Annotated in this window: 14 protein-coding genes and 1 pseudogene; 10 read left to right on the top strand and 5 right to left on the bottom strand. The window is 70.1% G+C overall.

Annotation, left to right across the window (positions count from 1 at the left end):
- Window positions 1-139: 139 nt before the first annotated feature.
- Window positions 140-1942 carry an alpha-L-fucosidase gene (locus HII36_RS11255; protein ID WP_173523061.1) on the bottom strand — a complete coding sequence of 601 codons (1803 nt, stop codon included), beginning with the start codon at window positions 1940-1942 and terminating at the stop codon, window positions 140-142.
- A 60-nt stretch (window positions 1943-2002) separates the two neighbouring features.
- Entirely contained in the window at window positions 2003-4555 is a 2553-nt protein-coding gene (locus HII36_RS11250; RefSeq protein ID WP_173523060.1) for an RICIN domain-containing protein, read from the bottom strand.
- A 281-nt stretch (window positions 4556-4836) separates the two neighbouring features.
- Here HII36_RS11250 and HII36_RS11245 point away from each other — a divergent pair, with 281 nt between their 5' ends.
- The 7 genes from HII36_RS11245 (at window position 4837) to HII36_RS11215 (ending at window position 15201) form a co-directional block, all read left to right on the top strand.
- Window positions 4837-6057 carry an ROK family transcriptional regulator gene (locus HII36_RS11245; RefSeq protein ID WP_173523059.1) on the top strand — a complete coding sequence of 407 codons (1221 nt, stop codon included), beginning with the start codon at window positions 4837-4839 and terminating at the stop codon, window positions 6055-6057.
- A complete protein-coding gene (locus HII36_RS11240) occupies window positions 6054-7340 on the top strand; it encodes an ABC transporter substrate-binding protein (RefSeq protein WP_173523058.1) in 1287 nt (428 codons plus the stop codon). Before HII36_RS11245 ends, HII36_RS11240 begins: the two co-directional genes overlap by 4 nt.
- 11 nt (window positions 7341-7351) lie before the next feature.
- Window positions 7352-8296, top strand: coding sequence for a carbohydrate ABC transporter permease (locus tag HII36_RS11235; protein ID WP_173523057.1), 945 nt, complete (start codon window positions 7352-7354; stop codon window positions 8294-8296).
- Window positions 8293-9120: a carbohydrate ABC transporter permease gene (locus HII36_RS11230; RefSeq protein ID WP_217369395.1), complete on the top strand. Its 828-nt coding sequence runs from the start codon at window positions 8293-8295 to the stop codon at window positions 9118-9120. Before HII36_RS11235 ends, HII36_RS11230 begins: the two co-directional genes overlap by 4 nt.
- Window positions 9121-9130: 10 nt before the next feature.
- Window positions 9131-11668 (top strand): beta-galactosidase, encoded by a 2538-nt coding sequence (locus HII36_RS55625; protein ID WP_217369402.1) that lies wholly within the window; start codon window positions 9131-9133, stop codon window positions 11666-11668.
- Window positions 11669-12264: 596 nt separating this feature from the next.
- Complete coding sequence (locus HII36_RS11220; protein ID WP_173523056.1) at window positions 12265-13827, top strand: choice-of-anchor G family protein; 1563 nt, start codon at window positions 12265-12267, stop codon at window positions 13825-13827.
- A gap of 96 nt (window positions 13828-13923) precedes the next feature.
- Window positions 13924-15201, top strand: coding sequence for a copper amine oxidase (locus HII36_RS11215; RefSeq protein ID WP_173523055.1), 1278 nt, complete (start codon window positions 13924-13926; stop codon window positions 15199-15201).
- Window positions 15202-15287: 86 nt separating this feature from the next.
- Here HII36_RS11215 and HII36_RS11210 read toward each other — a convergent pair whose 3' ends face one another.
- The 3 genes from HII36_RS11210 to HII36_RS11200 are packed head-to-tail and all read right to left on the bottom strand — an operon-like array spanning window position 15288 to window position 19507.
- Entirely contained in the window at window positions 15288-18158 is a 2871-nt protein-coding gene (locus HII36_RS11210; RefSeq protein WP_236003389.1) for a DUF5915 domain-containing protein, read from the bottom strand.
- Window positions 18159-18163: 5 nt separating this feature from the next.
- Window positions 18164-18526 (bottom strand): MarR family transcriptional regulator, encoded by a 363-nt coding sequence (locus HII36_RS11205; RefSeq protein WP_173523053.1) that lies wholly within the window; start codon window positions 18524-18526, stop codon window positions 18164-18166.
- A 48-nt stretch (window positions 18527-18574) separates the two neighbouring features.
- Window positions 18575-19507, bottom strand: a complete 933-nt coding sequence (locus HII36_RS11200) for a LysR family transcriptional regulator (RefSeq protein WP_173523052.1) — start codon at window positions 19505-19507, stop codon at window positions 18575-18577.
- 72 nt (window positions 19508-19579) lie between these two features.
- Between HII36_RS11200 and ilvE the strand changes: the two genes are divergently transcribed.
- The 3 genes and pseudogenes from ilvE to HII36_RS56480 all read left to right on the top strand — a co-directional run.
- Window positions 19580-20518: a branched-chain-amino-acid transaminase gene (ilvE, locus tag HII36_RS11195; protein WP_173523051.1), complete on the top strand. Its 939-nt coding sequence runs from the start codon at window positions 19580-19582 to the stop codon at window positions 20516-20518.
- Entirely contained in the window at window positions 20518-20886 is a 369-nt protein-coding gene (locus HII36_RS11190; RefSeq protein WP_173523050.1) for a cupin domain-containing protein, read from the top strand. Before ilvE ends, HII36_RS11190 begins: the two co-directional genes overlap by 1 nt.
- Window positions 20887-21123: 237 nt before the next feature.
- Window positions 21124-21225: pseudogene (locus HII36_RS56480) on the top strand (IS5/IS1182 family transposase); the annotation flags it as partial.
- Window positions 21226-21369 lie beyond the last annotated feature (144 nt).

Below are 21369 nucleotides of genomic sequence, written 5' to 3'. Positions count from 1 at the left end.
GGCCGCCATCCCGCCGCGCGACGGGATGACGGCCCTGCGGGCCCGCACGGCTTCGATGGGTGAACAGTCGTCCACGCCGGTGACGTGTTGTTGAACTCGGCGCCGTGGTCGTCTCCTGCTCGGGGGTACGGCGGCTGCGTCACCCGACGCGGACGAACCGCCAGGCCTGCTGCGGGCCGCCGTTGTCGGTCCACTGGATCGCGGTGGCGCCCTCGTCGCCGGTGTTGCCGTTGTCGAGCGCCTTGCCGCTGCGCTGGGAGATGAGCTTGTACGCACCGTCGCCGACCTCGCTGATCGTCCAGCGTTGCTGGGTGCCGCCGTTGACGCTCCACTGCATGACAGGCGCGCCCTCGTCGAGGGTGTCGCCGTTGTCGAGCGCCATGCCGCTGAGGTGGTTGACGAGCTCGTAGCGGCCGGAGCCGGTGGCCGTGACGACCCAGCGCTGTTGCGGGCCGCCGTGGTCGGTCCACTGCAGCGCGTGGGTCCCGTTGTCGTGCGTGTTGCCGTTGTCGAGCGCCTTGCCGCTGCGCCGGCAGATCAGCTTGTACGTGCCCCCGGAGACGATGCCGGCAGCCGGCGCCGCCGCGGGCACGCCCGTCACCTCCACGACCAGTGTCGAGGCGAGGGCGTTCGGCGCCTGCGCGGGCACGGTGACGTTGATGTACCCGCCGCTGACGCTGTGGGGCAAGGCCGTCGCCGTCGCATTGAGCAGGGAGATCCGGTTGATGGAGTTCTGCAGGGCGGGAATGCGCAGCCGGCCGCCGGAAGGCCAGTCGAACACGTGCACGTAGAGCTTTCCCGGCTTCGTGGTGAACCTGCCCCACCAGGGCTCGAAGGGATAGGGGCCGGCGGTGGTGCCGTGAATGCTCTCGCCGTGAACGCTCATCCAGCCACCGATGCCCTGGAGCATCGCCGTCGAACCCGGGGTCACGGAGCCGTCGCCTGCCGGGCCGATGTTGAGCAGGTAGTTGCCGTCGCGGCTGACGACCGTGATGAGTTCCCTGACGAGGGTCTGGGTGGAGCGGTAGGAGCCCTCTCTTCCGGCGTTGTAGCCCCAGGCTCCGTTGGCCGTCACGTTCGTCTCCCAGGGACGGGACAAAGGCGCGGCGGGGACCATCTCCTCGGGGCATTCGAAGTCGCCGAGCCCCAGTCCCCGCTTGACGCGTTCGTTGACGATGAGGCTGGGCTTGACGGCGAGCAGCCAGTCGTAGAGGTCGCGGCCGTCGGCCTCGGTCCACCAGTCGTCGAGCGTGGGCGTGGCCGGGTTGGCGCACCAGTCGCCGTCGAACCAGAGGATCGCCGGGTCGTAGCGGGTGAGCAGTTCCCGCAGGTGCGCCTTCATGTCCGCGATGTAGGCGGCTCGGGCGGCGGGCGAGGACATCGTGGAGAAGACGGGGTCGGCGTGGCGGATGGTCTGCGACGGATGGTTCCAGTCCAGGATCGAGTAGTACAGGCCGAACCTGAGCCCATGTGCGTCGCATTCAGCCTTGAGCGCGGCGAGCAGATCGGGCTGGTGACCGGCGTAGGCGGGCAGGGTGTACCGCTTCGTGCCCGTCGTGTCGGTGAACCCGGCCACCTGCGAGTCCCACATCGCGAAGCCCTCGTGGTGCTTGGCGGTGATGACCAGGTACTTCATGCCGGCGTTCTTGGCCAGGCCGACGATGGAGGCCGCGCTGAACGCGCTGGGCCGGAAGGGGGCCGACGCCTGCGTCTGGTAGTCGGCCTTCGACCAATTCTCGTTGTTGAAGACCCACTCGCCCCGGCCGAGGTAGGAGTAGGAACCGAAGTGGATGAACAGGCCGAACCTGGCGGCGTACCACCAGGCCATCCGCGACGGCACCGGGTAGGAGGCGGCAGCGGCCGGACTCGCCGCCAGGAGGGACCCGCCGGCGGTGATCGTGGCGGCGGCCAGCAACTGCCGCCGGGTCAAGGACGGAGTCATGAGTGGCGTCCTTCGGGGTTGGCGGGCGGTGTGCCGGTCCAGGCACACCGCCCGGGACGGTCAGGGGGCGCCGAGCGACCACAACTGGTTGGGATAGCCGTTGCAGGTGTACTGGGCGATGCTCGCCCCGTCGTTCCCCGCCGCCGAGCCGACGTCCAGGCACATGCCGTCGGCGTGCAGCGGCGTCAGCCGGTAGAACCCGTCCTGGGCCGGGACGAACCGCCACTGCTGGTTCGGCGCGGTGCCGCAGGTCCACTGGATCACGGCCGCGCCCGCCGCCGTCGAGGCGCCGGAGACGTCCATGCACAGGCCCGGCGCGTGGACGGGCTTGAGCCGGTAGCCGCTCCCCGCCTGCTCCAACGTCCATTTCTGGTCGTTCACGCCGGTGCAGGACCACTGGATGACGGGCGCGCCCGCCGTCTGGCTGCTATCGCCGACGCCCGCGCACTTCTTGCTGTGCTTGGCCGTCAGGGCCGCCGTCGTGACGTTCCGGTAGAAGCAGCTCTTGGCGCCGGCGATCGGGTCGCCGAAGGTCGCGGTGCCGCAGGCGACGCCGCCGGTGAAGACCCCGCGGTGGTGTACGCCGTGCGCGCCGTAGCGGACCTCGGCGGTGCCGGTGAAGGAGCACTGCTGCCCGTCGGACGCGCACGGCGTCCAGGCCGAGTTCTCCACCACGACCCGGTCGATGTTGCCCCAGGTGCCGCCGCCGGGCGCGCCGGCCTCGCCGAGGATTCTGACCCGCAAGGTGTGCCGGCCGGCCGTGAGCGCCGGGCTGGACCACAGGTGGGCGCCGTCCACGCGGACGGGGTGATGCAGGTTGAGCGTGGTCTCCGCGCCGCCGTCGATCGACACGGCTATCTTGCCGCTGGTCGGGGCCAGTGTGCCGGACAGGGCGATCCTGGTTCCGTGGAAGGGGTAGGTGGCGGTGGCTCCGGCGGTCTGCGAGGAGTGCTCGTCCTGGTCCCACAGTCCGTAGGCGCCGATCGCGCCGCCGCTGTAGCCGTTGTCCGACCAGTTGCCGCTGTAGGCGAAGCCGCCGGCGGAGTCGTTCACGATCTCCGCGGTGGTGCCGGCCGAGTTCGCGACGACGTTGCTGATCACGTGGGTGGTCACGGCGCTGGGGGGCACACTGGCGCTGAGCGTGCTGCCCACGGTGACCGAGGGCAACTGGGCCAGGTCCTCGGTGGGCGAGGTGCGCCACACCTGCGCGGTCGCGCCCGTGGTGGTGAACCTGCTGAGGTCGAAGCTGAGCGGCAGGGCCTGGCTGGTGTCGTTGTAGGTGACCAGCACCAGCTTGCGTCCGACCGGGTCGTAGGCGGCGACGGTCTTGCCGTTGCCTGAGTCGATGACGAGATCGCCGGGGCGGATGAACTTGCTGTACTGGCCCAGGACGTGGAACTGCTTCTGGATGTCGTAGGTCTGCGCCGAGCCGTTCAGCGGGGCCTGGATCAGGCCCCAGAAGCCGGGGCCGTCACCGCGGGAGCTGTCCTCGATGGCCTGCCAGTACTGCCAAGCGTTGGCTTTGACGTAGGTGAGGTCGTTGGTGACGCGGGTGGCCAGTTCGAGTGCGGCGTCCATCTCCGAGGTGATGTCGTAGCCGCCCCAGCCGGCGGGGCCCCATTCCGACTGCCAGAAGCGCATGTCCTGGGCCTCGACCCGGTCACGGATGGGTTCGGCGTCGGAGCCCGCGTAGCCGTGCGCGTTGATCTGGTCCAGCTCGGCGCGGGCAGCGGGGGAAAGCGCGTCGTACTCGGCGGCCACGAGCCAGTAGTTGTTGCTGTCGGTCGCGGCGATCTCCGTGCCCAGCCCGCGGGAGTCGAGTGCGGAACGGAGGTTGAGGATGACGGAGCTCTGCTCCGATGCGGGCAGGAAGGTGCCTTCCTGGTTGTTGCCCCAGCACCACCAGCCGTTGGACGGCTCGTTGAAGGGCTCGATGGTCTTGAACGTGACCTTGGGGCTGCCCGCGCCGTTCACGCCCACGGTGGCGAAGCGCTGGGAGACCGTGGCCAGGTAGGCGGCGAAGTCGTCCTGGTAGTCAGGGCGCAGGTTGCTGTGGGAGCAGCCCTGCGGGGAGTTGTGGGAGTACCGTCCCGCGGGGTGCCCACTGTGCGTCATGAACCACGGTGGTGAGTTTGCGAACAGCTCGAAGGAGCCGATGCCGCGCCGGGCGGTCTCGGCCAGGACCCAGCGCTGGTTGGCGTCCGCCGTCCAGTCGTAGCTGCCGTCCGGGCGGATCAGGCTGTCGATCCACGCGCCGTTGCGAGGCGGCAGGTGGGGGTCGACGACGGGGTAGGTCACGCCGGGCTCGCTGGCGCCCAGGTTGTAGCGGACGCTGCTCAGGTTGATGCCCTGAACCGTCTGGCCGTTGACTGTGAAGCGGTCGGTGAACAGGTAGTCGATGAGCTGGGAGCGCTGCGGCTCGCTCCACCCGCCCACGACGTCGGCCCACCAGGCCAGCGAGGTGCCGAAGCCCTGGAACTCGTCCACGTTGACGAGGCTCGGGTTGACCGGGGCCACGATGGTCGTGGCGGCCTGTGCGGGGGTGGCCGCGACAGGGGTGAACGGCAGGGCCGCCACCAGGGCTAAGAGGATCTTGGGGACGGATTTCGGCATGGCTGAAGGCATGCGTGTCTCCAGGGTGTGGTGGGGGCGCGGTCAGGTCAGGCGTGGGACGCCGGTGACGTGCCGGGACAGGGGGGTTCTGACACGGACGATGTGGCGGGCGCCTCTCCTCGGGCTCACACCATCCGTCGCTTGGCGGTTATGTTCACCTCGAACCTCAAGGGCCGTCAATACCTGATTTCCGGATACCTCCAAGAATTCCGGACGTATTTACAACTCTTAGACGAAGTCGTACTCTCTCCTCACCTGTCCGCAACTGAGAGGCACGTCACATGCTGCGCCGAACCACGACCGACATCCGGAAGGCCAACCGGCTGGACGTGCTGCGCCGCATCTACGCCGCCGGTTCGATCAGCCGGCAGGAGATCGCCGCGGACAGCGAGCTGAGCTTCGCCACCATCGCCAACGTGGTGAACGACCTGCTCAGCGCCGGGGTCATCGTGGAAGACCGCTTCCGCGACTCCGGCGGCGGCCGTCCGCGGGCCATCCTGACGCCGAACGCGCGGCGCGGCCTGCTGGTCGGCGTGGACGTGGCGGAGACGTACGTGCACGTCGAGCTGTTCGACCTGGCGCTGCGGCCCATGCACGCGAGCGAGCACCCCATCGGCCCGGAGACCAACCGGCCCGAGGAACTGGCCGGCCACATCGCCGCGGCCATCGAGGCGCTGCTGCTCGAATGCGGCGCCGACCGCGCCGACGTGCGGGGAGTCGGGGTCAGCGTGCCCGGGCAGGTCGCGCCCGAGCACGGCGTCTCGGTCTTCGCGCCCGGCTGGAACTGGCACGACGTGCCGCTGCTGGCCATCCTGCAAGACCGCATCGGCCTGCCGCTCTACCTGGACAACCCGCTGATGGCCAGCACCGTGGCCGAGCTGTGGTTCGGCGCCGGACGCGAGGCCGACAACCTCGTCTGCGTCACCATCGGCACCGGCGTCGGCGCGGGCATCGCCATCCACGGCTCGCTGTATCGCGGCACCACCAACGCCGCCGGCGAATGGGGGCACAGTGTCCTGATGTTCGACGGGCGCGGCTGCCGGTGCGGCAGCCGGGGCTGCGTCGAGGCGTACGTCGGCGCCCCCGGCATCATGGCCACGCTCGCGGAGGTCGATCCCTCCCACGTCCTGCTGCGCGGCGGCGACCAGACGGCCTGCGTCCAGGGCCTGGCCACGGCGGACGACCCGCGCGCGGCCGAGGCGCTGACCCGCACGGCGCGGCTGCTCGGCGCCGCGCTGGCCAACCTGATCAACGTGCTCAACCCCGAGGCGGTCGTGCTCAGCAGCTGGGTGGCCGGGCATCTGGGCCCGCGGCTGCTGCCCGAGGCGGCCGAGGCCCTGGCCGCACACGCGCTGGACCGGTCGCGGACCGCCGCACGACTCCTTCTCTCCGACATCCCCGGCAACCCCGTCAGTCTCGGGGCCGCCACCTTCGCGCTCGAAGGCTTCCTCGACGAGGCGGTCTCGAACGCGAGTCGTACCACTTCCGGAAGGCCGTTATGAAAAATCCCCCCAAGGCGGCCCTGGCCGTCCTCGCCTTCGCTCTCCTGACCGGCGCCTGCTCCTCCGCCGAAGGCGGCAAGCCGGCCGACCCCAACGCGAAGATCCAGCTCACCATGAGCGTGTGGGGCGGCGACGTCGACACCAAGACCTACAACGAACGGCTGGCGCTGGTCTCCAAGAAGTTCCCCAACATCACCGTCAAGCTGGAGCAGACCCCAGGCTCCGGCGACTACGACCAGAAGATCCAGACCGCACTCGCCGGCGGCAAGGGCCCCGACATCATGCAGTTCGCCGAGAACGTGCACGTCTTCTCCGGCAGGAACCAGCTCGCCCCGCTCGACGACCGCATCGCCAAGGCGAAGATCGACCTCAGCCGGCGTTTCGGGCCGCAGGTGGCCGCCGCCTACCAACGCGACGGCAAGACCTGGGCGCTGCCCGACCGCAGCGGCGCCATGGTGCTGTACTACAACAAGAAGCTCTTCGACGCGGCCGGCCTGTCCTACCCCACGGGCTCCTGGACCTGGACCGAGTTCCGCGACGCCGCGATCAAGCTGACCAAGCGCGACGGTGACAAGGTCACCCAGTACGGCATGGCCGCCGGCAACTGGTGGCCGTGGTGGATGACGTTCATGGTGCAGAACGGCGGCGGCCTGGTCGGCCCCGACGGCAAGCCGACGGCCGACTCCCCCGCCAACGTCGAGGCGCTGAAGTTCTACAACGACCTCGTCCACGTCGACAAGGTCGCGCCCTCGCCCACCGACTACGCCAACCTGGGCAAGGACATGGGCCCCGACCCACTGTTCGCGCAGGGCAAGGCGGCCATGGTGTTCACCGGCTACTGGGGCATCGGCACCTTCAAGGAAGCGACCGACCTGAAGTGGGACATCGCCCCCATGTTCCAGGGCAAGCGGAAGGCCACCGCCGGCTTCGGCAGCGGACTGGCCGTCAACGCCAAGAGCGAGCACCAGGACGCCGCCTTCCAGGTGATCGAGTTCCTCACCAGTGAGGAGGGGCAGCAGCCCATCGTCGCCAACAGCCAGGACGCCCCGGCCAACCTCGCCGTGCTCGGCAGCGACGCGTTCATGAAGTCCGCCCCGGTGAACATGGGCGCCTTCAAGGAGTCCGCCGCCAACCTGTACACGCCGCCGGGCGGCAAGCACTGGAACGAGATGCAGAAGATCTTCGACGACGCTCTCGGGCCGTTCTTCCAGAACGAGACCGACGCGCAGGCCACGCTCGACCGCATCCAGGGTGAGCTCGAACCGCTGCTGGCCGCGAGCTGATGACCGCCGTCATGGAACGGACCAGGCCCGTCACCGCGCGCCCGGTCCGAGCCCCCCGCCGCAGCGAGGCGCTCTGGTTCTACCTGATGGCCGGCCCGTGGATCGTCGGGTTCGTGGTGCTGACGCTCGGCCCGATGATCGTCTCCGTCTGGCTCAGCATGACCGACTGGGACCTGTTCAGCGAGCCCGCGTTCATCGGCCTGGACAACTACGTCAAGCTGTTCACCGCCGACCCGATCTTCTGGAAGGTGCTCGGCAACACCGCCTTCTACGCCTTCCTGTCGGTGCCGTTGGGCATGGCCGCCTCGCTGGGCATCGCCTACCTGCTGAACAAACCGCTGCGCCTCATGCGGGTGTTCCGCACCGCGATCTACCTGCCGACGCTCGTGCCGCTGGTGGCCACCTCGATCCTGTTCGTGTGGATCTTCGCGCCGGACACCGGCCTGATCAACACCTTCCTCGCCCTGTTCGGCATCGACGGCCCCGCCTGGCTGCTGGACGAGGACTCGGTCAAGCCCGCGCTGATCATCATGTCCGTCTGGCAGGTCGGCACCGCCGTCCTGCTCCTGCTGGCCGGCATGCAGAGCATCCCCAAGCACCTGTACGAGGCCGCCGCGCTGGACGGCGCCGGGCCGGTCAGGCAGTTCTGGCACGTCACGCTGCCGATGCTGACCCCGGTGATCTTCTTCAACCTGGTGATGGGCATCATCGGCGCCTTCCAGGTCTTCGCGCAGGTCTACATCATGACCGAGTCGGGCGGCACCTTCGGCGGCCCGGACAACGCCAGCCAGATGGTCGTGCCGCTGCTGTTCCAGCACGCCTTCAAGTTCAACCACATGGGTTACGCCTCGGCGATCGCGTGGGTGCTGTTCGCGATCCTGCTGCTGCTGACGCTCGTGGTGATCCGCTCGTCCAGCCTGTGGGTGTTCTACGAGAGCGAGGTGAAGCGCAAGTGAGAGCCGTGCACTACGCGGTGCTGACGGTCGTCTCCGCGCTGTTCACCGCGCCGCTGCTGTTCATGGTCTCGGTCTCGCTGTCGAGCGACGCCACCACGCTCAAGGGCGAGTTCACCCTGCTGCCGCGGGAGTGGGAGTTCGCCAACTTCGTCCGCGCCTTCACCACCGAACTGCCGATGGGGACGTTCCTGTGGAACTCGGTCGTGCTGACCTCGCTGGCGGTCGTCGGGCAGGTCTTCGTCAGCGCCATGGTTGCCTACGCCTTCGCCCGGCTGCGTGCCCCCGGCAAGAACGCCTGGTTCGTGGTGCTGCTGTCGACGCTGATGCTGCCGGCCGAGATCACGCTGATCCCGCAGTTCACCATGTTCTCCACGCTGGGCTGGGTCGACACGCTGCTGCCGCTGATCGTGCCCAACTTCTTCGGCGGGGCGTACAACATCTTCCTGATGCGGCAGTTCATCGCGCGCATCCCCAGAGACCTGGACGAGGCGGCCGCGCTCGACGGGCTGGGCCACTTCCGGATCTTCACCCGCATCGTCCTGCCCATGATGAAGCCCGCGCTCATCGCGGTCGGCATCTTCACCTTCTCCTGGAACTGGGGCTGGTTCATGGGCCCGCTCATCTATCTCAACTCCATGGAGAACATGCCGCTCGCCCTGGGCGTGCAGGTGCTGTACGCCACCGGCGGCGCCGGGCAGGTGCCGCCGTGGAACCTGGTCATGGTGGGCTCGCTGCTGCTGACCGCTCCCATGATCGTCGTCTACTTCTTCGGCCAGAAATACATGCACGAGCTGAGCGTCACCGTCGGCTCGGACCAGAAATAGGAGTTCTCCGCTGAACGTCCGCATCGCCAAGGGCCAGATCCTCATCGGCGACGAGCCCCGGCTGCTGCTGTGCGCCTCCCTGTTCTACTTCCGCATCCCGCGCGGCGAATGGCGGGACCGCCTGCGTGCCGTCCGCGAGTCCGGCTACACCTGCATCGACGTCTACTTCCCGTGGAACCACCACGAGCTCGCACCTGGCGAGTGGGACTTCGCCGGAGAGCGGGACGCCGCCGCGTTCCTCGCCATGGCGCACGAGGAGGGCCTGATGGTCCTGGCCAGGCCGGGGCCCTACATCTGCTCGGAGTGGGACGGCGGCGGCCTGCCTGCCTGGCTGCCACTCACCGACGGCCTCCGGCTGCGCCAGAACGAGCCGCTCTACCTCGCTCAGGTGCGCCGCTGGTTCGACCGAATCCTGCCGATCCTGCGAGACAGCCCGGCCGTGATCCTCCTTCAGGTGGAGAACGAACTGGACTTCTTCGACTGCGACGACCCTGCCGGGTACATCGCCGCGCTGCGCGACATGGCGCTGGAGCACGGGATCGGCGTGCCGCTGGTCGCCTGCGCCGGGCAGGGCGACCTGGCCCGGGCTTCGGGAGAGACGGACGGGGTGCTGGCCGCGGCCAACTTCTACCCCGACGACTCCTCGCTCGGTATCGAGACCGTCGTCGAGGCGTACCAGCGGCACCTGGCCGAGCGCGGCGAACCGTTGCTGATCACCGAGACGAACCGGCCGCACGTCACCCTGCGGCGGCTGCTGTCCACCGGCGCCCGGCTGATCGGGCCCTACCTGCAGGCGTCGGGCAACGACTTCGGGTTCACCAACGCGGTCAACAACTGGGGCTCCCCGCTGGCCCTGCTGACCAGCGACTACGACTTCGGCGGCTACCTGTCGCCGTCGGGGGTGGCCCGTCCTGAGCACGGCGAGGCACGCCTGCTGGCCGCCATGATCGCCGCACTCGGGCCGGCCCTGGCCGGAGCCGAACCCGTCCAGCCCGACCAGCTGACGGTGACCGCCGACTTCCCGCTCCCCGACGGCGGCCCCCGCGCCCTGGCCCTGGACGGCGGCGGCATCCTGCTCGCGCTGGCCAACCCCGGCGACCACGACGGTGCGGCCCGCGTGAAAAGCCTTGGCTTCGGCGAGATCGAGGTGGGCGTACGAGCCCGAAGCTGCCCGTTCGTCCTGCTGGACCTGCCGATCGCCGGCCACCGCCTGGAGGTGTCGACCGCCGAACTGATCCGCGCCGACTCCAGCGAGCTGGTCTTCTCCTGCGACGGCCCGTCGATCGTCGTACTCGTCGGCGAGGACGGCGAACGGACGGTCTTCCACCCGGGCGGCGGCACCACCGAACGCGCCAAGGTCGGCGACCTGCTCCTCACCTTCCTCCCCCGCGCCGACGTGACGGCGCCGGACGCGGAAAGCATTCGCACTCCTGTCGACCTGGAAGCCATCGCCTGCGGACGAGAGGCCGCGACGGGAGCGGATGCGCCGCGGGTACTGGGAACTGAACCCACCCGCCCCGAGCGCCTGGGCGCCTACCGGGGCTACGCCTTCTACACCGCCAGGAGCGAACCCGGCCTGGCGCTCCTCCTGCACCGCGCCGGCGACGTACTGTCCGCCTACACGGACGGCCACTATCTCGGCACGGTCACCCCCGGAGGCGGTTTCGCCCTGCTCCCCCGGCACGACGGCGGCCGGCTGGAGGTTCGTACCGAGATCTGGGGGCACTCCAACTTCGACGACCCCCGCCTGCCCGCACTCCGGCTCGGCTCCCTGCGCGGCTTCGACGCGGCCACCTCCATCACCGCGATCCACCGGCTGTCCACGTGGCGCATCGCCGGCCACGGAATCGGCGGCACACCGAGCCCGTACGCCGGCTGGGGCGGCTGGATCACCTCACGCCAACCCCACGAGGCCCGCTACACCCACGTCCGCTCGACGTCCGAGCAGGCCGACACCTGGGTGCTGCGCTTCGAAGACCTCCAGGCCCACGTGGAAGTCACCGTCAACGACGTTTCGTTCGGCCCGGTCAACCCGCACGATCCGTTCGTCGACATCACCCCTGCCCTCAGACCCGGCGGGGAGGCCAGGATCGAACTGACCCTGCGGCGCCTGCACTCCGAAGCGGCCGGAGAGGTGACCTTCCTGGAAGGCACCCGCGCGACCGCGTGGACGGCGGCCTTCGCCGAGGAGCAGGACCTGTGGCGAGCCGCCCAGACTGCCGCCTCGCACCCTGCCGCGCTGCCGGTGCGGCTCCCGCCAGGTGAACTGCACTGGCTTCAGGTGGAGGTGGATCACCTGCACGGACGGAGCTGGACAGGCCGGCTCGTGGGCTCCGACCTGAAGGTGACAGCGTTCTTCAACGGGCACCTCGTCGGCCGCATGTGGCTCCCCGGCGAGACCCGCCCCATGATGAAGGGCGGCAGCCCCGACCTGTTCGCCCTGCCCGCACCGTGGTTCACCGAATCGGGCAACCGGCTGTGCCTTCTCGCGGAAGCCGTACATCCAGGACGCCCGGGTGAACTCCGCGAGATCATCGCCGAGCGCTGAATTCATTGCAGAACAGGCGTGTGGGCAGGTCAGAGGCTCGCCACGGTCTCGTTCGTACTGGCCGGCGCCCGGGACAGTCGGGGCGCGCCTGTGCCGTCCACTCGCGCCGGTCCGGCGCGCTGATCATCACGCTGGGCGGCACGGTAGAGCTGGTCGAGCATCTCGTAGGCGGCTTCGCCGTCCCTTCGCGGATCAGCAGCCGGGCGATGTTGATCAGGGGCATCAGCGACATGACCGAGGCAGGTTCCTGGCCTCGGCGAAGACATTGTGCTGCCTCCGGCAGGGGTTTGCCGGGCGGTTCGGTACGGCAGACCGGCGGGAGGAGGGCGGCGATCGCAGGGTTCATCACGACGCGCCGCGTCCCTTCTACGGCCAGTCGGCCACGAGGCAGCCGGCGGGTTTGCCGATGATGAAGCGCGGGTCGGCCGCCTGGAGCAGTTCCTGTCGTGGCGCTGCCGGCGAGGCAGTCACCGAGGCTCATGTGAGTGAAGAGGTGGGACGGGGAAGTCGGGCGGTCGCGCTGATTTTCGGGTAAAGACTCTCCAAGATCATCTGTCGATGGGGACGGCGATCGGCGGCCTTGCCACGGTGGACCCATGTCTGACTTCTGGAAGTCCCGTACCGCGGCGGCGGCCTTGGTGCTGAGCGTCGCGCTGACTGCGGGAGCCGCGCACGCCGAGTACTCACCACCGGTGAGCACGGCGACCGCGGCGCCGTTGGTTCTCTCCGCCGACGGCAAGCCGCTGCTGACGCTCGGCGGCAGCTCGGCCACGTATCCGGGCGACCCCGGCACGAACACCGGCGCCGTGCGCGACGTCGAGCTCGGCTCGACGTCGGTGCCGATCGGCGGCGGCGGCGTCCCGCTGAGCAGCATCCTGAACCTCGGCGATCTCGCGTCGACGGTCAGCAGCCGCTCCGCCGCGTCCGGGGCGACCGACACGGACGCGGCCGCCGGAACGCTCGGCGACGCCGCCAACCAGGCCGGCCCGCTCTCCGTGGACCTGCTGGCCCTCGGCGGCGCGGCACTGGTGCCGCAGAACCTGGTCGACAACGTGACCATGAGTTTCGGGGCGTTCTCGTCCCGGACGAAGTTCGTCGACGGCGAGCTCCAGCCGGCCGAGTACCGGGTCGGCCAGGCGAGCCTGCTCGTCCGCTCCCCCGCGGTGAAGGACGCCGCGAGCCGGCTCTACCAGGCGCTCGGCGGCGTCGACCGGCAGATCGAGAAGATCGTCAGTCAGAAGGCCGACCTGGCCCCGCTGAAGAGGTTGCTGACCCCGCTCGGCGTGCCGTCCCCGACGCTGGCCGTGCAGTCGAACACCCGGGACAAGATCTTTGCGGCGCTCCTCGCCAGGCCGCTGACCTCGCGCAACAAGGTCGTCACGATCGACTTCTCCACCGGCACGGTGACCGTCCACCTGGACCAGCTCGCCGGCGGGCTGAACGACAAACCGGCCAACACCGAGCTGATCAGCTCCAAGGACTACCATCTGGTCACCCAGGCGATCCACGACGTCATGAACGACGCCGCCGACATCGCCCTCGGCACGATCAGCGACTCGCTGGACGCGGTGCGGCTCACCCTGCGCTGGGCCGGCCCGGTCGGCCCCGGCGGCATGGGCGGGAAGATGGACGTCACCTGGAACTTCACCCTGCGGCAGGCCATCGACGGCTCCATGCCGCAACCGGTGAGCGCCAGCACCGGTGCGGCCGCGCCGGTGGCCACGGCCCTGCTCACCACCCTGACCAAGAGCCTGAGCGTGGTCGGCAAGGCGTTCAAGCCCGCTTCCGACCTGGTCCTCGCCGCCTCGCGAGACCGTCACGCGTCCGGTGCCGCGCGCACCCGGGCGGCTCGTGCGGCAGCCGTGCCGAACCGCGCCGCCGACGGTGACAACCTCGTCGAACTGCTGCTGAAGGTCAAGTTCGGGTTCACCTCGACCGTCACCGACATGCTCTTGCCGGTCTTCCGGATGGCCAACCAGGTGATCTCGGTCGAGATCAACCACCAGGAGCCCCGGACGTGCGTCCTGCCGACCGGTGTCCGGCTGCCGAGCGCACGGTTCACCTCGGCCGTCTCGATCAACTTCCTGAAGGCCACCGTCGCGGCCCGGCTCGACCTGGGCCTGTCCTCGGGTTCCGTGACCATTCCCAACTGTCGGTAATCCGCCTCTCCACCTCGGCGGGGGTGTGCCACGGTTGGCCGTGGCACACCCCCGTCACCGTGTGTCGCCCGGTCCCATACGGAAGGTGTTGATGTCGTGCGGCGCAAGCGGGCCGTCATCGTCTCGTCCGCCGTGCTGTCGGCGCTGCTCGCCGGCGCGATCGGTACCGGCGCGGCGCTGTGGGACGACCACCAGGACGCGCCCTCGGCCCGCACCGCCCCCGCGGTGCCCTCGACCGGGCTGCCGGCCGCCGCGACCTGCGCCGACGGCGGCATCCCGATCAGTCACCGGTTCGCCGCCGGCAGCGCCTGGCAGATGTGCTGGCGGATCGACCCGCACGCGGGACTGGTGCTCAGCCAGATCCGCTATCTCGCCCCCGGCCGCGAACCGCTGCCGGTCATGAAGGAACTGACGCTCGGCCAGCTCGAGGTCCCGTACGACACCGGGCTGGACACCACGAGGGACATCACCGAGGCCGGGTTCGGCGGGCGCAGCATGATCGCCCGGACCGCGGTGGACTGCGCGGGCGAGCGGATCGACGCCAGCGTCCCGGACTTCGGGACCGGTGCGGTCGGCGGCGCCGAGACCCGCGCGGTGCTGTGCGCCGAAGAACGCGACACCGGGCTGGGACGGCGCAGCAGCTACCGAGGACGGGACGCCGCCTCACGCGGGCACAGCTTCGACCTGAGCACCCTGTCGATCGTCGGCTGGTACGAGTACCTCACCGTCTACAGCTTCGCCGACAACGGCGCCATCACCCCGCAGCTGGGCGCGACCGGCGCCCTGTCACCCAAAGACCACTCCACCGACCCGAGATGGGGCTCGCCGGCCGCAGGCGGAGCGGTGAGCCACAGCCACAACGCGGTCTGGCGCATCCGCTGGGACCTGGGCGGCCCCCAGACCGTCCAGGAGTACAACGCCGAATTCACCGGCAGGACCGGCCCGAAGGCCCCCGTCGTCACCGGTTCCTGGACCTCCCTCACGCACGAGACCACCCGGCGCGCCGCACCGCGACGCTTCTGGCGGGTGCTCAGCCCGCACCGCAACCCCGACGGCCACCGGATCTCCTACACGATCTTCAACGACGCCACCGCGGGCCACGGCTACGACATGGCCTTCTCACAGCGCAACCCGTGCGAGCTCTACGCCTCCGACAACCTGCTCGCAGGCTGCCCCACCGACACCGTCCGGCAGTTCGTGTCCGACCACCAGCGCTTGTCCGACGTGGTGTCCTGGGTCGCGGTCTCCTTCCACCACGTCCCCCGCCCCGAAGACCGCACCCCCATGGAGATGCACTGGCAGGGCTTCACCACCGCGCCCTTCGCCGCCTTCCCCCACAATCCCCTCGGCCAGGCGGAGGACGTGAACAGTTGATCGAGCTGCGCACCTTCAGATGGCCATGACCTGGGCGGATGTGATCGGTAATGAGACCTGCTCATGCCAGAGTCTCGCCGCCGTCATCACCGGCCGCCCTGGCGCCGGGCGAGGTGCACGTGGAGACGCCCGTCGGCGACCGTGAGGAGTTCCGCTCCGGCGGGGTCGGACGATGGGCCGGGGTCGAGTCTCAAGGGATCCGCGAAGGTGTCGCGGGCGATGGAGGCCCGGTGGCGTTCGAGGAACGCGGTGAGCTCGCCATCCGGGTCCCGCAGCACTTTCACGGCCAGCGCGACCGGCTCGCCGGGACTGCATCCACGACGCCGGCGCAGGTCATTGACCAGCCGGGTGAACTCCCTGGCCAGTCCTTCCAGCCGCAGTTCGCGATCGGTCGACAGGTCGACCGCCACGGCGTACGGTCCGTCGGCGGACAGTTGCCACCCCGGAACCGGTGTCTCAACGATCTGGAGGTGTTCCCGGCGTATCGGCGCGCCCTGCAACTCGACCCTGCCGTCCTGGTCGAGCCGGGCGAGCAGCCGTCCGGGCTCGGCCGCGGCGATGGCGGCGGCGATATCCGGGGTCCGGGGGCCGAACTCGCGGCCGAGCGCGCGGAAGTTCGGTTTGACGGTCACTCGGCGTCCCGCCGAGTCGCCGAACTCGACGGTTCTCACGTTGAGCTCGGCCTCGATGATCTCGCGTAGCCGGTCGAGCGAGGCGCGTTCTGCGGCGGTAACGGTGACGATGGCGCGGCGCAGCGGATACCGGGCGGGGATGCCGGCCGCGGCGCGGGCCTCGCGGCCCAGCGAGGTGAGTCGACGCGCGAGCGCCATCGCCTCGCACAACTGGTCCTCGCGAGCCGCTGCGCCGGGCTGGGGGTACTCCGTCAGGTGCACGGGGTGCTGGGTGACACCGGCCGGGTCCGGTGCGGCCTGGCCGGGTGCGCGGGTCAGCTTCTCGTGGAGTTCGGCGGCCAGGCAGGGGGCGAAGGGCGAGAACAGGCCGGCTGCCGTCACCAGGCAGGTGTGCAGGGTCGCGAATGCCGCCTCGTCCCGGCCGGTGCCGAAGCGGTCGCGGCAGCGGCGCACGTACCAGTTGGACAGGTCGTCGGAGAAGACCGCCAGGCAGCGGGCCGCAGCGGCCGGATCGAACGCGGACAGCGCGGCGTCGGTCCCTGCGCAGGTCGCGGCGAGCCGGGCGAGGATCCACCGGTCCATGACCGTGCGGCCGGTGGCCGGACGAGGCGTCCAGCGGGCGAGGTTGGCGTAGGTGACGAAGAAGACCGCCGTGTTCCAGAGCGTGCGCAGCGTCTTGCCGGCGCTGTCCGGTTCGTCGAACATCGCCCAGCGGAAGGCGTCGGACATCGCCGCGTGGGATTCGCCGTCGTGCCGCACGCTCGCCGGGAGCCGCAGAGTGTGCCGGAAACCGTCGCGTCCCGACACCAGACGGGCAACGGTGTTCACGGAGTACAGCCAGCTGCGCGAGCCGCAGACCAGGTCGAACGGCTCGGGGTGACGGGCGTGCTGGGCTCCGGCGTCGTACCAGGACTCCGTCACGCCTGACACCCTCCTCGCGGTGCCGCCGCAGCGCGCGCAGGCGAAAGAGATCTCGTCCATGTACGGGCGGTGCGGGTCGAGCCCGGACAGCTCGGCCCCGGCCAGCGCCCCCAACTCCGCCAGGGACGCAACCGCGATCGTGTGCCCGCACGGGCCGCAGCGCCACAGCGGCAACGGCGTGCCCCAGTAACGTTGACGAGACACCGTCCAGCCGTTCTCGTCGCCGGTGTCGAGGTGCCAGCCCGGCATGGCGGCGTAGTACAGCGGCGTGCGGCAGTGCACGCAGAACGGGAAGGCATGCCGGTGCGGGTGGGCGTGCAGCAGCAGTCCCGCCGCTCGCAGGTGCTCGGTGATCAGGCCGTCGGCGTCGCGGATGTACCGGCCCGCGTACGGGCCGGTGCGGGCGTCGAAGCGGCCGTCGGGGCCGACCGGCTTCACCACCGGCACGCCGTGCCGCCGCGCGACCCGCATGTCGTCCTGCCCGTACGCGGCGCCGGTGTGCACGATTCCGGTGCCCTCGTCCGCCTGGACGAAGCCGTCGGCCACCACGAACCGCCACGAAGCGGGATCACCGTCCGGATCGTCCGCCGACCCCGGCCCCACGAAGTCGAACGGTGCCTGGTACCGCGTGCCCACCAGCTCGCCGACCGGAACCTCGCGCAGCACCCGCGCACCTTCGCCCAGCGCCGCCGCCACGCGGCCGACGGCCAGCACCACGGGCCGGTCCGCCGCTCTGCCGCCGGCGGCCAGCACGTACGCCAGATCGGGCCGCACGACGGCCAGCGTTGCGGGGATCAGCGTCCAGGGCATGGTGGTCCAGATCAGCAGGTCGGCCTGGCCGGCCAGCGGGCCGGTCAACAGCGGGAAACGCACGTACAGGCCCTGGTCCTCGGTCTCCTCGTAGCTCCTGGCGAGCTCGTGGCCGGCGAGCACGGTCCCGCAGCGCGGGCAGTAGGGCGACACGCGCTCGTCCTCGACCAGCAGAGCGCGCTCGAACAACTGCTTCAGCGTCCCCCACACGGCCTCCACGTCCCGCGGCGCCATCGGCGCCGCGAGCGAGGTGTGACAGAGGCGGTTGAACTCCGCCACGCCGTGCCGCTCGATCTGGTCCTTGCCTGACAGCCCCAGCTTCTGCTCGATCAGCAGCTCCGTCCCGATGCCGTGACCCGTCCACTCCCGCACCAGCGGTGCCGAGCAGCCCTTCATCGTCCAGTAGCGCCGATACAGGTCCTCGGCCGCCTCCGCGCGCGATCCGCCGGAGGGCGCGGGCTCGCGGGCGAACCTCCGTACCGGCCGGCCTGGGACGACGGCGTGGTCAGGCAATCTCTCCGGGACACGTCCCGCCAGATCGGCCCACTCCGCGAGCGGCTCGAAGACTTCGTGCGTTTCCGGCTCGTCGGTCATTCGCGTCACCACTCCTCCCCTGCAGGACCGCTGACCGCCCGCACGGCCGCGGTGATCCGTGCCCGATCGTCGTCGCTCAGCGTCCGCGCGTTGTCGCCCAGGGCGGCCCGCCCGCTGCTGGTCAGCCGAACGAGCAGGCACCGCTGGTCGTCGCCGGAACGTTCCCTGACGACCAGTCCTGCGGTGTCGAGCCGGGCCAGGACCCGGCTGAGGTGGCCGGGGTCGAACCGTAGCCGCTGCCGCATCTTCCTGACCTCGCAGCCGTCCTGGCTCGCCAGTTCCAGCAGGACGCGGGTCTCGGCGAGGGAGAACGATCCGGCCATGACGGTCATGACGTACGCGTGAAACCGGTCGAGAGTCTGGATCATGGCAAACATCGTTGACCCAATCAAGGGATACGTTGACTCAGTCAATGTTTATCGGACAGGCCGGTGTTCGTCCAGCCCTCGGAGTTCTTCGGCCACCGACAGCAAGTGCTCGATCATCGCGGCGGCCGCGGGCAGCCGGTGTTGCTGTACCGGCGTGGCGGTCATGACGGTCCTGGTCAGCGACGGTTCGTCCAGCGGGCGTACCACGAGGTCGGGAGCGGTCGCGGGAAGGGTGAGAAACGGGGCGAGTGCCACCCCCAGCCCCGCGGCGACCAGCCCTCTAACCGTCATCTGGTCATCTGTCCTGAACGCGACGACCGGCTCGAACCCCGCTTGCCGGCATGCCCGGGGCAGCACGTCGAGCGTGGATCCGCGGTGCACCCCCTGGATCCATCGTTCGCCGGCCAGGTCCGCGAGCCGGATGCGGGTGCGTCCGGTCAGGCGGTGGCCCGGCGGCAGCGCGATGTGCAACGGGTCGACGAGCAGCGGGCGCACCTCGACGTTCGCGGGAACCACCAGGGGCACGATCGGGAATTCGTACACCAGCGCCAGGTCCAGCTCGTGCGCGGCGACCGCGGCCACAGCCTCGTCGCGGTCGGCCTCGACCAGCTCCACCGAGACCGCGGGCCGCTCGCGCAGGAAGGCGCGTACGGCCATGGGCATGAGTGTGGCGTTCGCCGTCGTGAACGACCCGAACCGCAGCCTCCCACCCGCTCCGGCGCCGATCGCCGCCAGCGTGCGCTCGGCCGCACGCAGCTCCGTCATGATCCGCTCGGTGTGGGTCAGGAGCGCCCGGCCGGCCTCCGTCAGCCGCACGCCCCGGGCGTGCCGTTCGAGCAGCCGGGCCCCGGCTTCCCGCTCGAGCACGGAGATCTGCTGCGACAGCGCCGAGGTGGTGTACGACAGCGCGGCAGCGGCGCGGGTGAACGACCCGTGGCGGGCCACCTCCTGCAGAACCCGGAGTCTCGCCACATCGAGCATGCGGAAACGCTAAACCCTTCTTTAAGAAGCTGTCGATTGTCCTTAACGAAGGGGCTCACCCATCCTGGCGGCATGCGATTCGGAACCCCCTACGACGAGGTCTACGCCGAGGGCGCGTTCGTGCCCGAGAAGGAGTCCCGGCTCAGCGTCCTGGCCAACGCGGTCTCGTACGGCACAGGTACCTTCGAAGGGATCAGAGCCTGCTGGAACCCGGATGACCAGGAGCTCTACCTGCTGGAACCGCGGGCCCACTACGAGCGGATGGCACGTTCGGCCCGCATCCTCGGGCTGGAGCTGCCGTACGACCCGGAGCATCTGACCCGCCTCACCATCGAGCTGCTACGCCGCAACGACGTGCGCGCCGACGCCTACGTGCGTCCCCTCCTGCTGCAGGCGGACGAGCAACTGGCCGTCCGGATGCACGACTGCGGCACACGCCTGTACCTGGCCGCCACCCCCATGCCGGGCGACTACATCGACCGGCGCGGCGTGCGCTGCATGGTGAGCGCCTGGCGCAGGACCGGCGACGCCGCGGTGCCCAACCGGGCCAAGGTGATCGGCAGCTACGTCGGTCCCGCCATGGCCAAGACCGAGGCGCTGCGCAACGGCTTCGACGAGGCCGTCATGCTGACCGGCGACGGCTACGTGGCCGAGGCCACCACTTCGAACGTGCTGATCAGGACCGGTGAGCGCTGGGTCACCCCCACCGCCACGGACGACATCCTCGCCGGCATCACCCGCCGGCAGGTCACGCACCTCCTGGGCGAGACCACCGGCGCCCTCGTCGAGGAACGGCGCGTGCACCGCTCCGAGCTCTACGCCTGTGACGAGGCTCTGCTGTGCGGCACGGCCGTGCTCGTCGCCCCGGTCGTCGAGGTGGACGGCCGGCCCGTCGGAGACGGGCACGCGGGCGAGACGACGCTCGCCGTGCAGCGCCTGCTGCAGGCGATCAGTCGCCGTGAGAACGCCGACCACCCCGAATGGACCACACCCGTGTACGGAGCCGTCTGATGCTGACCCACCTGAACGTCATCCCGCCCACCCTGATCTGGAAGGACGTCCTGGCCCGCGTGGTCCAGGGCGAGCAACTCACGCTGGCCGTCGTCGAGCTGCCTCCCAACGGCCTCGTCCCCGAGCACCGCCACGTCAACGAGCAGATCGGCCTGTGCCTGCAGGGCACGGTCACCTTCCGGGTGGGCGAGGAGACTCGCGACCTCGGGCCCGGCGGTACCTGGCGCATCCTCGCGCAGGTTCCCCATGAGGCCCAGGCGGGGCCGGAGGGAGCGGTCGTGGTGGAGGTTTTCGCCCCGGTACGGCACGACTGGGCGGAGCTCGAACAGGCGGCCCCGGCCACGCCGCGCTGGCCCTCCACGCGCTGACGCCGGCCTGGAGCCACTCCTCACCGTCCTCGCCCATGCCCTGCGCGAGCGAGTGATGGCTGACTGACTGCTGTACGAGACGGTCGCTCATCTCCACTTCCTCACGCCGATTGGTGGCGCTGTCCCAGCCGGGAGCCGAGCTCGGTCTGCTCCGAACCGACCGCATCACACAGGTGCTGGATCACCCACAGCCCGATCCTGCTGCTCGCGGCGGGCTCCACCCGGGCAGATGCGGAGCTGGATCACGCCCTCGGCCGATCCTGCGGCGGGCTGACCAGCAAGAGCCACATGGCCTGCGCCGGCGCCGGCCGGCCGCCGGCGTTCTGCCTGAGCGATGGGAACGTCGACGGCCGCACTGAGCTTCCCCCCGTTCTCCGGACACTTGACCTGAGGTCACCCTTGATCATCAGGAAGGATGTCCTCCATGCCCTCGCCACACCCTCCCGAGTTCCGGCGTCGCGCGGTCGAACTCGCGCGCCAAGG

Source organism: Nonomuraea antri (genome assembly GCF_013283785.1).
Classification (GTDB): Bacteria; Actinomycetota; Actinomycetes; order Streptosporangiales; family Streptosporangiaceae; genus Nonomuraea; species Nonomuraea antri.
Note: the sequence above shows the minus strand (reverse complement) of the source record. Positions and strands in the feature narration are given on the sequence as shown.

Excerpts from the sequence above, each read along its gene's own strand:
- HII36_RS11210 (WP_236003389.1), bottom strand. The coding sequence starts at position 18,158 with ATGACCGACGAGCCGGAAACGCACGAAGTCTTCGAGCCGCTCGCGGAG.
- HII36_RS11200 (WP_173523052.1), bottom strand. The coding sequence starts at position 19,507 with ATGCTCGATGTGGCGAGACTCCGGGTTCTGCAGGAGGTGGCCCGCCAC.
- HII36_RS11240 (WP_173523058.1), top strand. The coding sequence starts at position 6,054 with ATGAAAAATCCCCCCAAGGCGGCCCTGGCCGTCCTCGCCTTCGCTCTC.
- HII36_RS11245 (WP_173523059.1), top strand. The coding sequence starts at position 4,837 with ATGCTGCGCCGAACCACGACCGACATCCGGAAGGCCAACCGGCTGGAC.
- HII36_RS11250 (WP_173523060.1), bottom strand. The coding sequence starts at position 4,555 with ATGCCGAAATCCGTCCCCAAGATCCTCTTAGCCCTGGTGGCGGCCCTG.
- HII36_RS11235 (WP_173523057.1), top strand. The coding sequence starts at position 7,352 with ATGGAACGGACCAGGCCCGTCACCGCGCGCCCGGTCCGAGCCCCCCGC.
- HII36_RS11220 (WP_173523056.1), top strand. The coding sequence starts at position 12,265 with ATGTCTGACTTCTGGAAGTCCCGTACCGCGGCGGCGGCCTTGGTGCTG.
- HII36_RS11255 (WP_173523061.1), bottom strand. The coding sequence starts at position 1,942 with ATGACTCCGTCCTTGACCCGGCGGCAGTTGCTGGCCGCCGCCACGATC.
- HII36_RS11205 (WP_173523053.1), bottom strand. The coding sequence starts at position 18,526 with ATGATCCAGACTCTCGACCGGTTTCACGCGTACGTCATGACCGTCATG.
- ilvE (WP_173523051.1), top strand. The coding sequence starts at position 19,580 with ATGCGATTCGGAACCCCCTACGACGAGGTCTACGCCGAGGGCGCGTTC.
- HII36_RS11190 (WP_173523050.1), top strand. The coding sequence starts at position 20,518 with ATGCTGACCCACCTGAACGTCATCCCGCCCACCCTGATCTGGAAGGAC.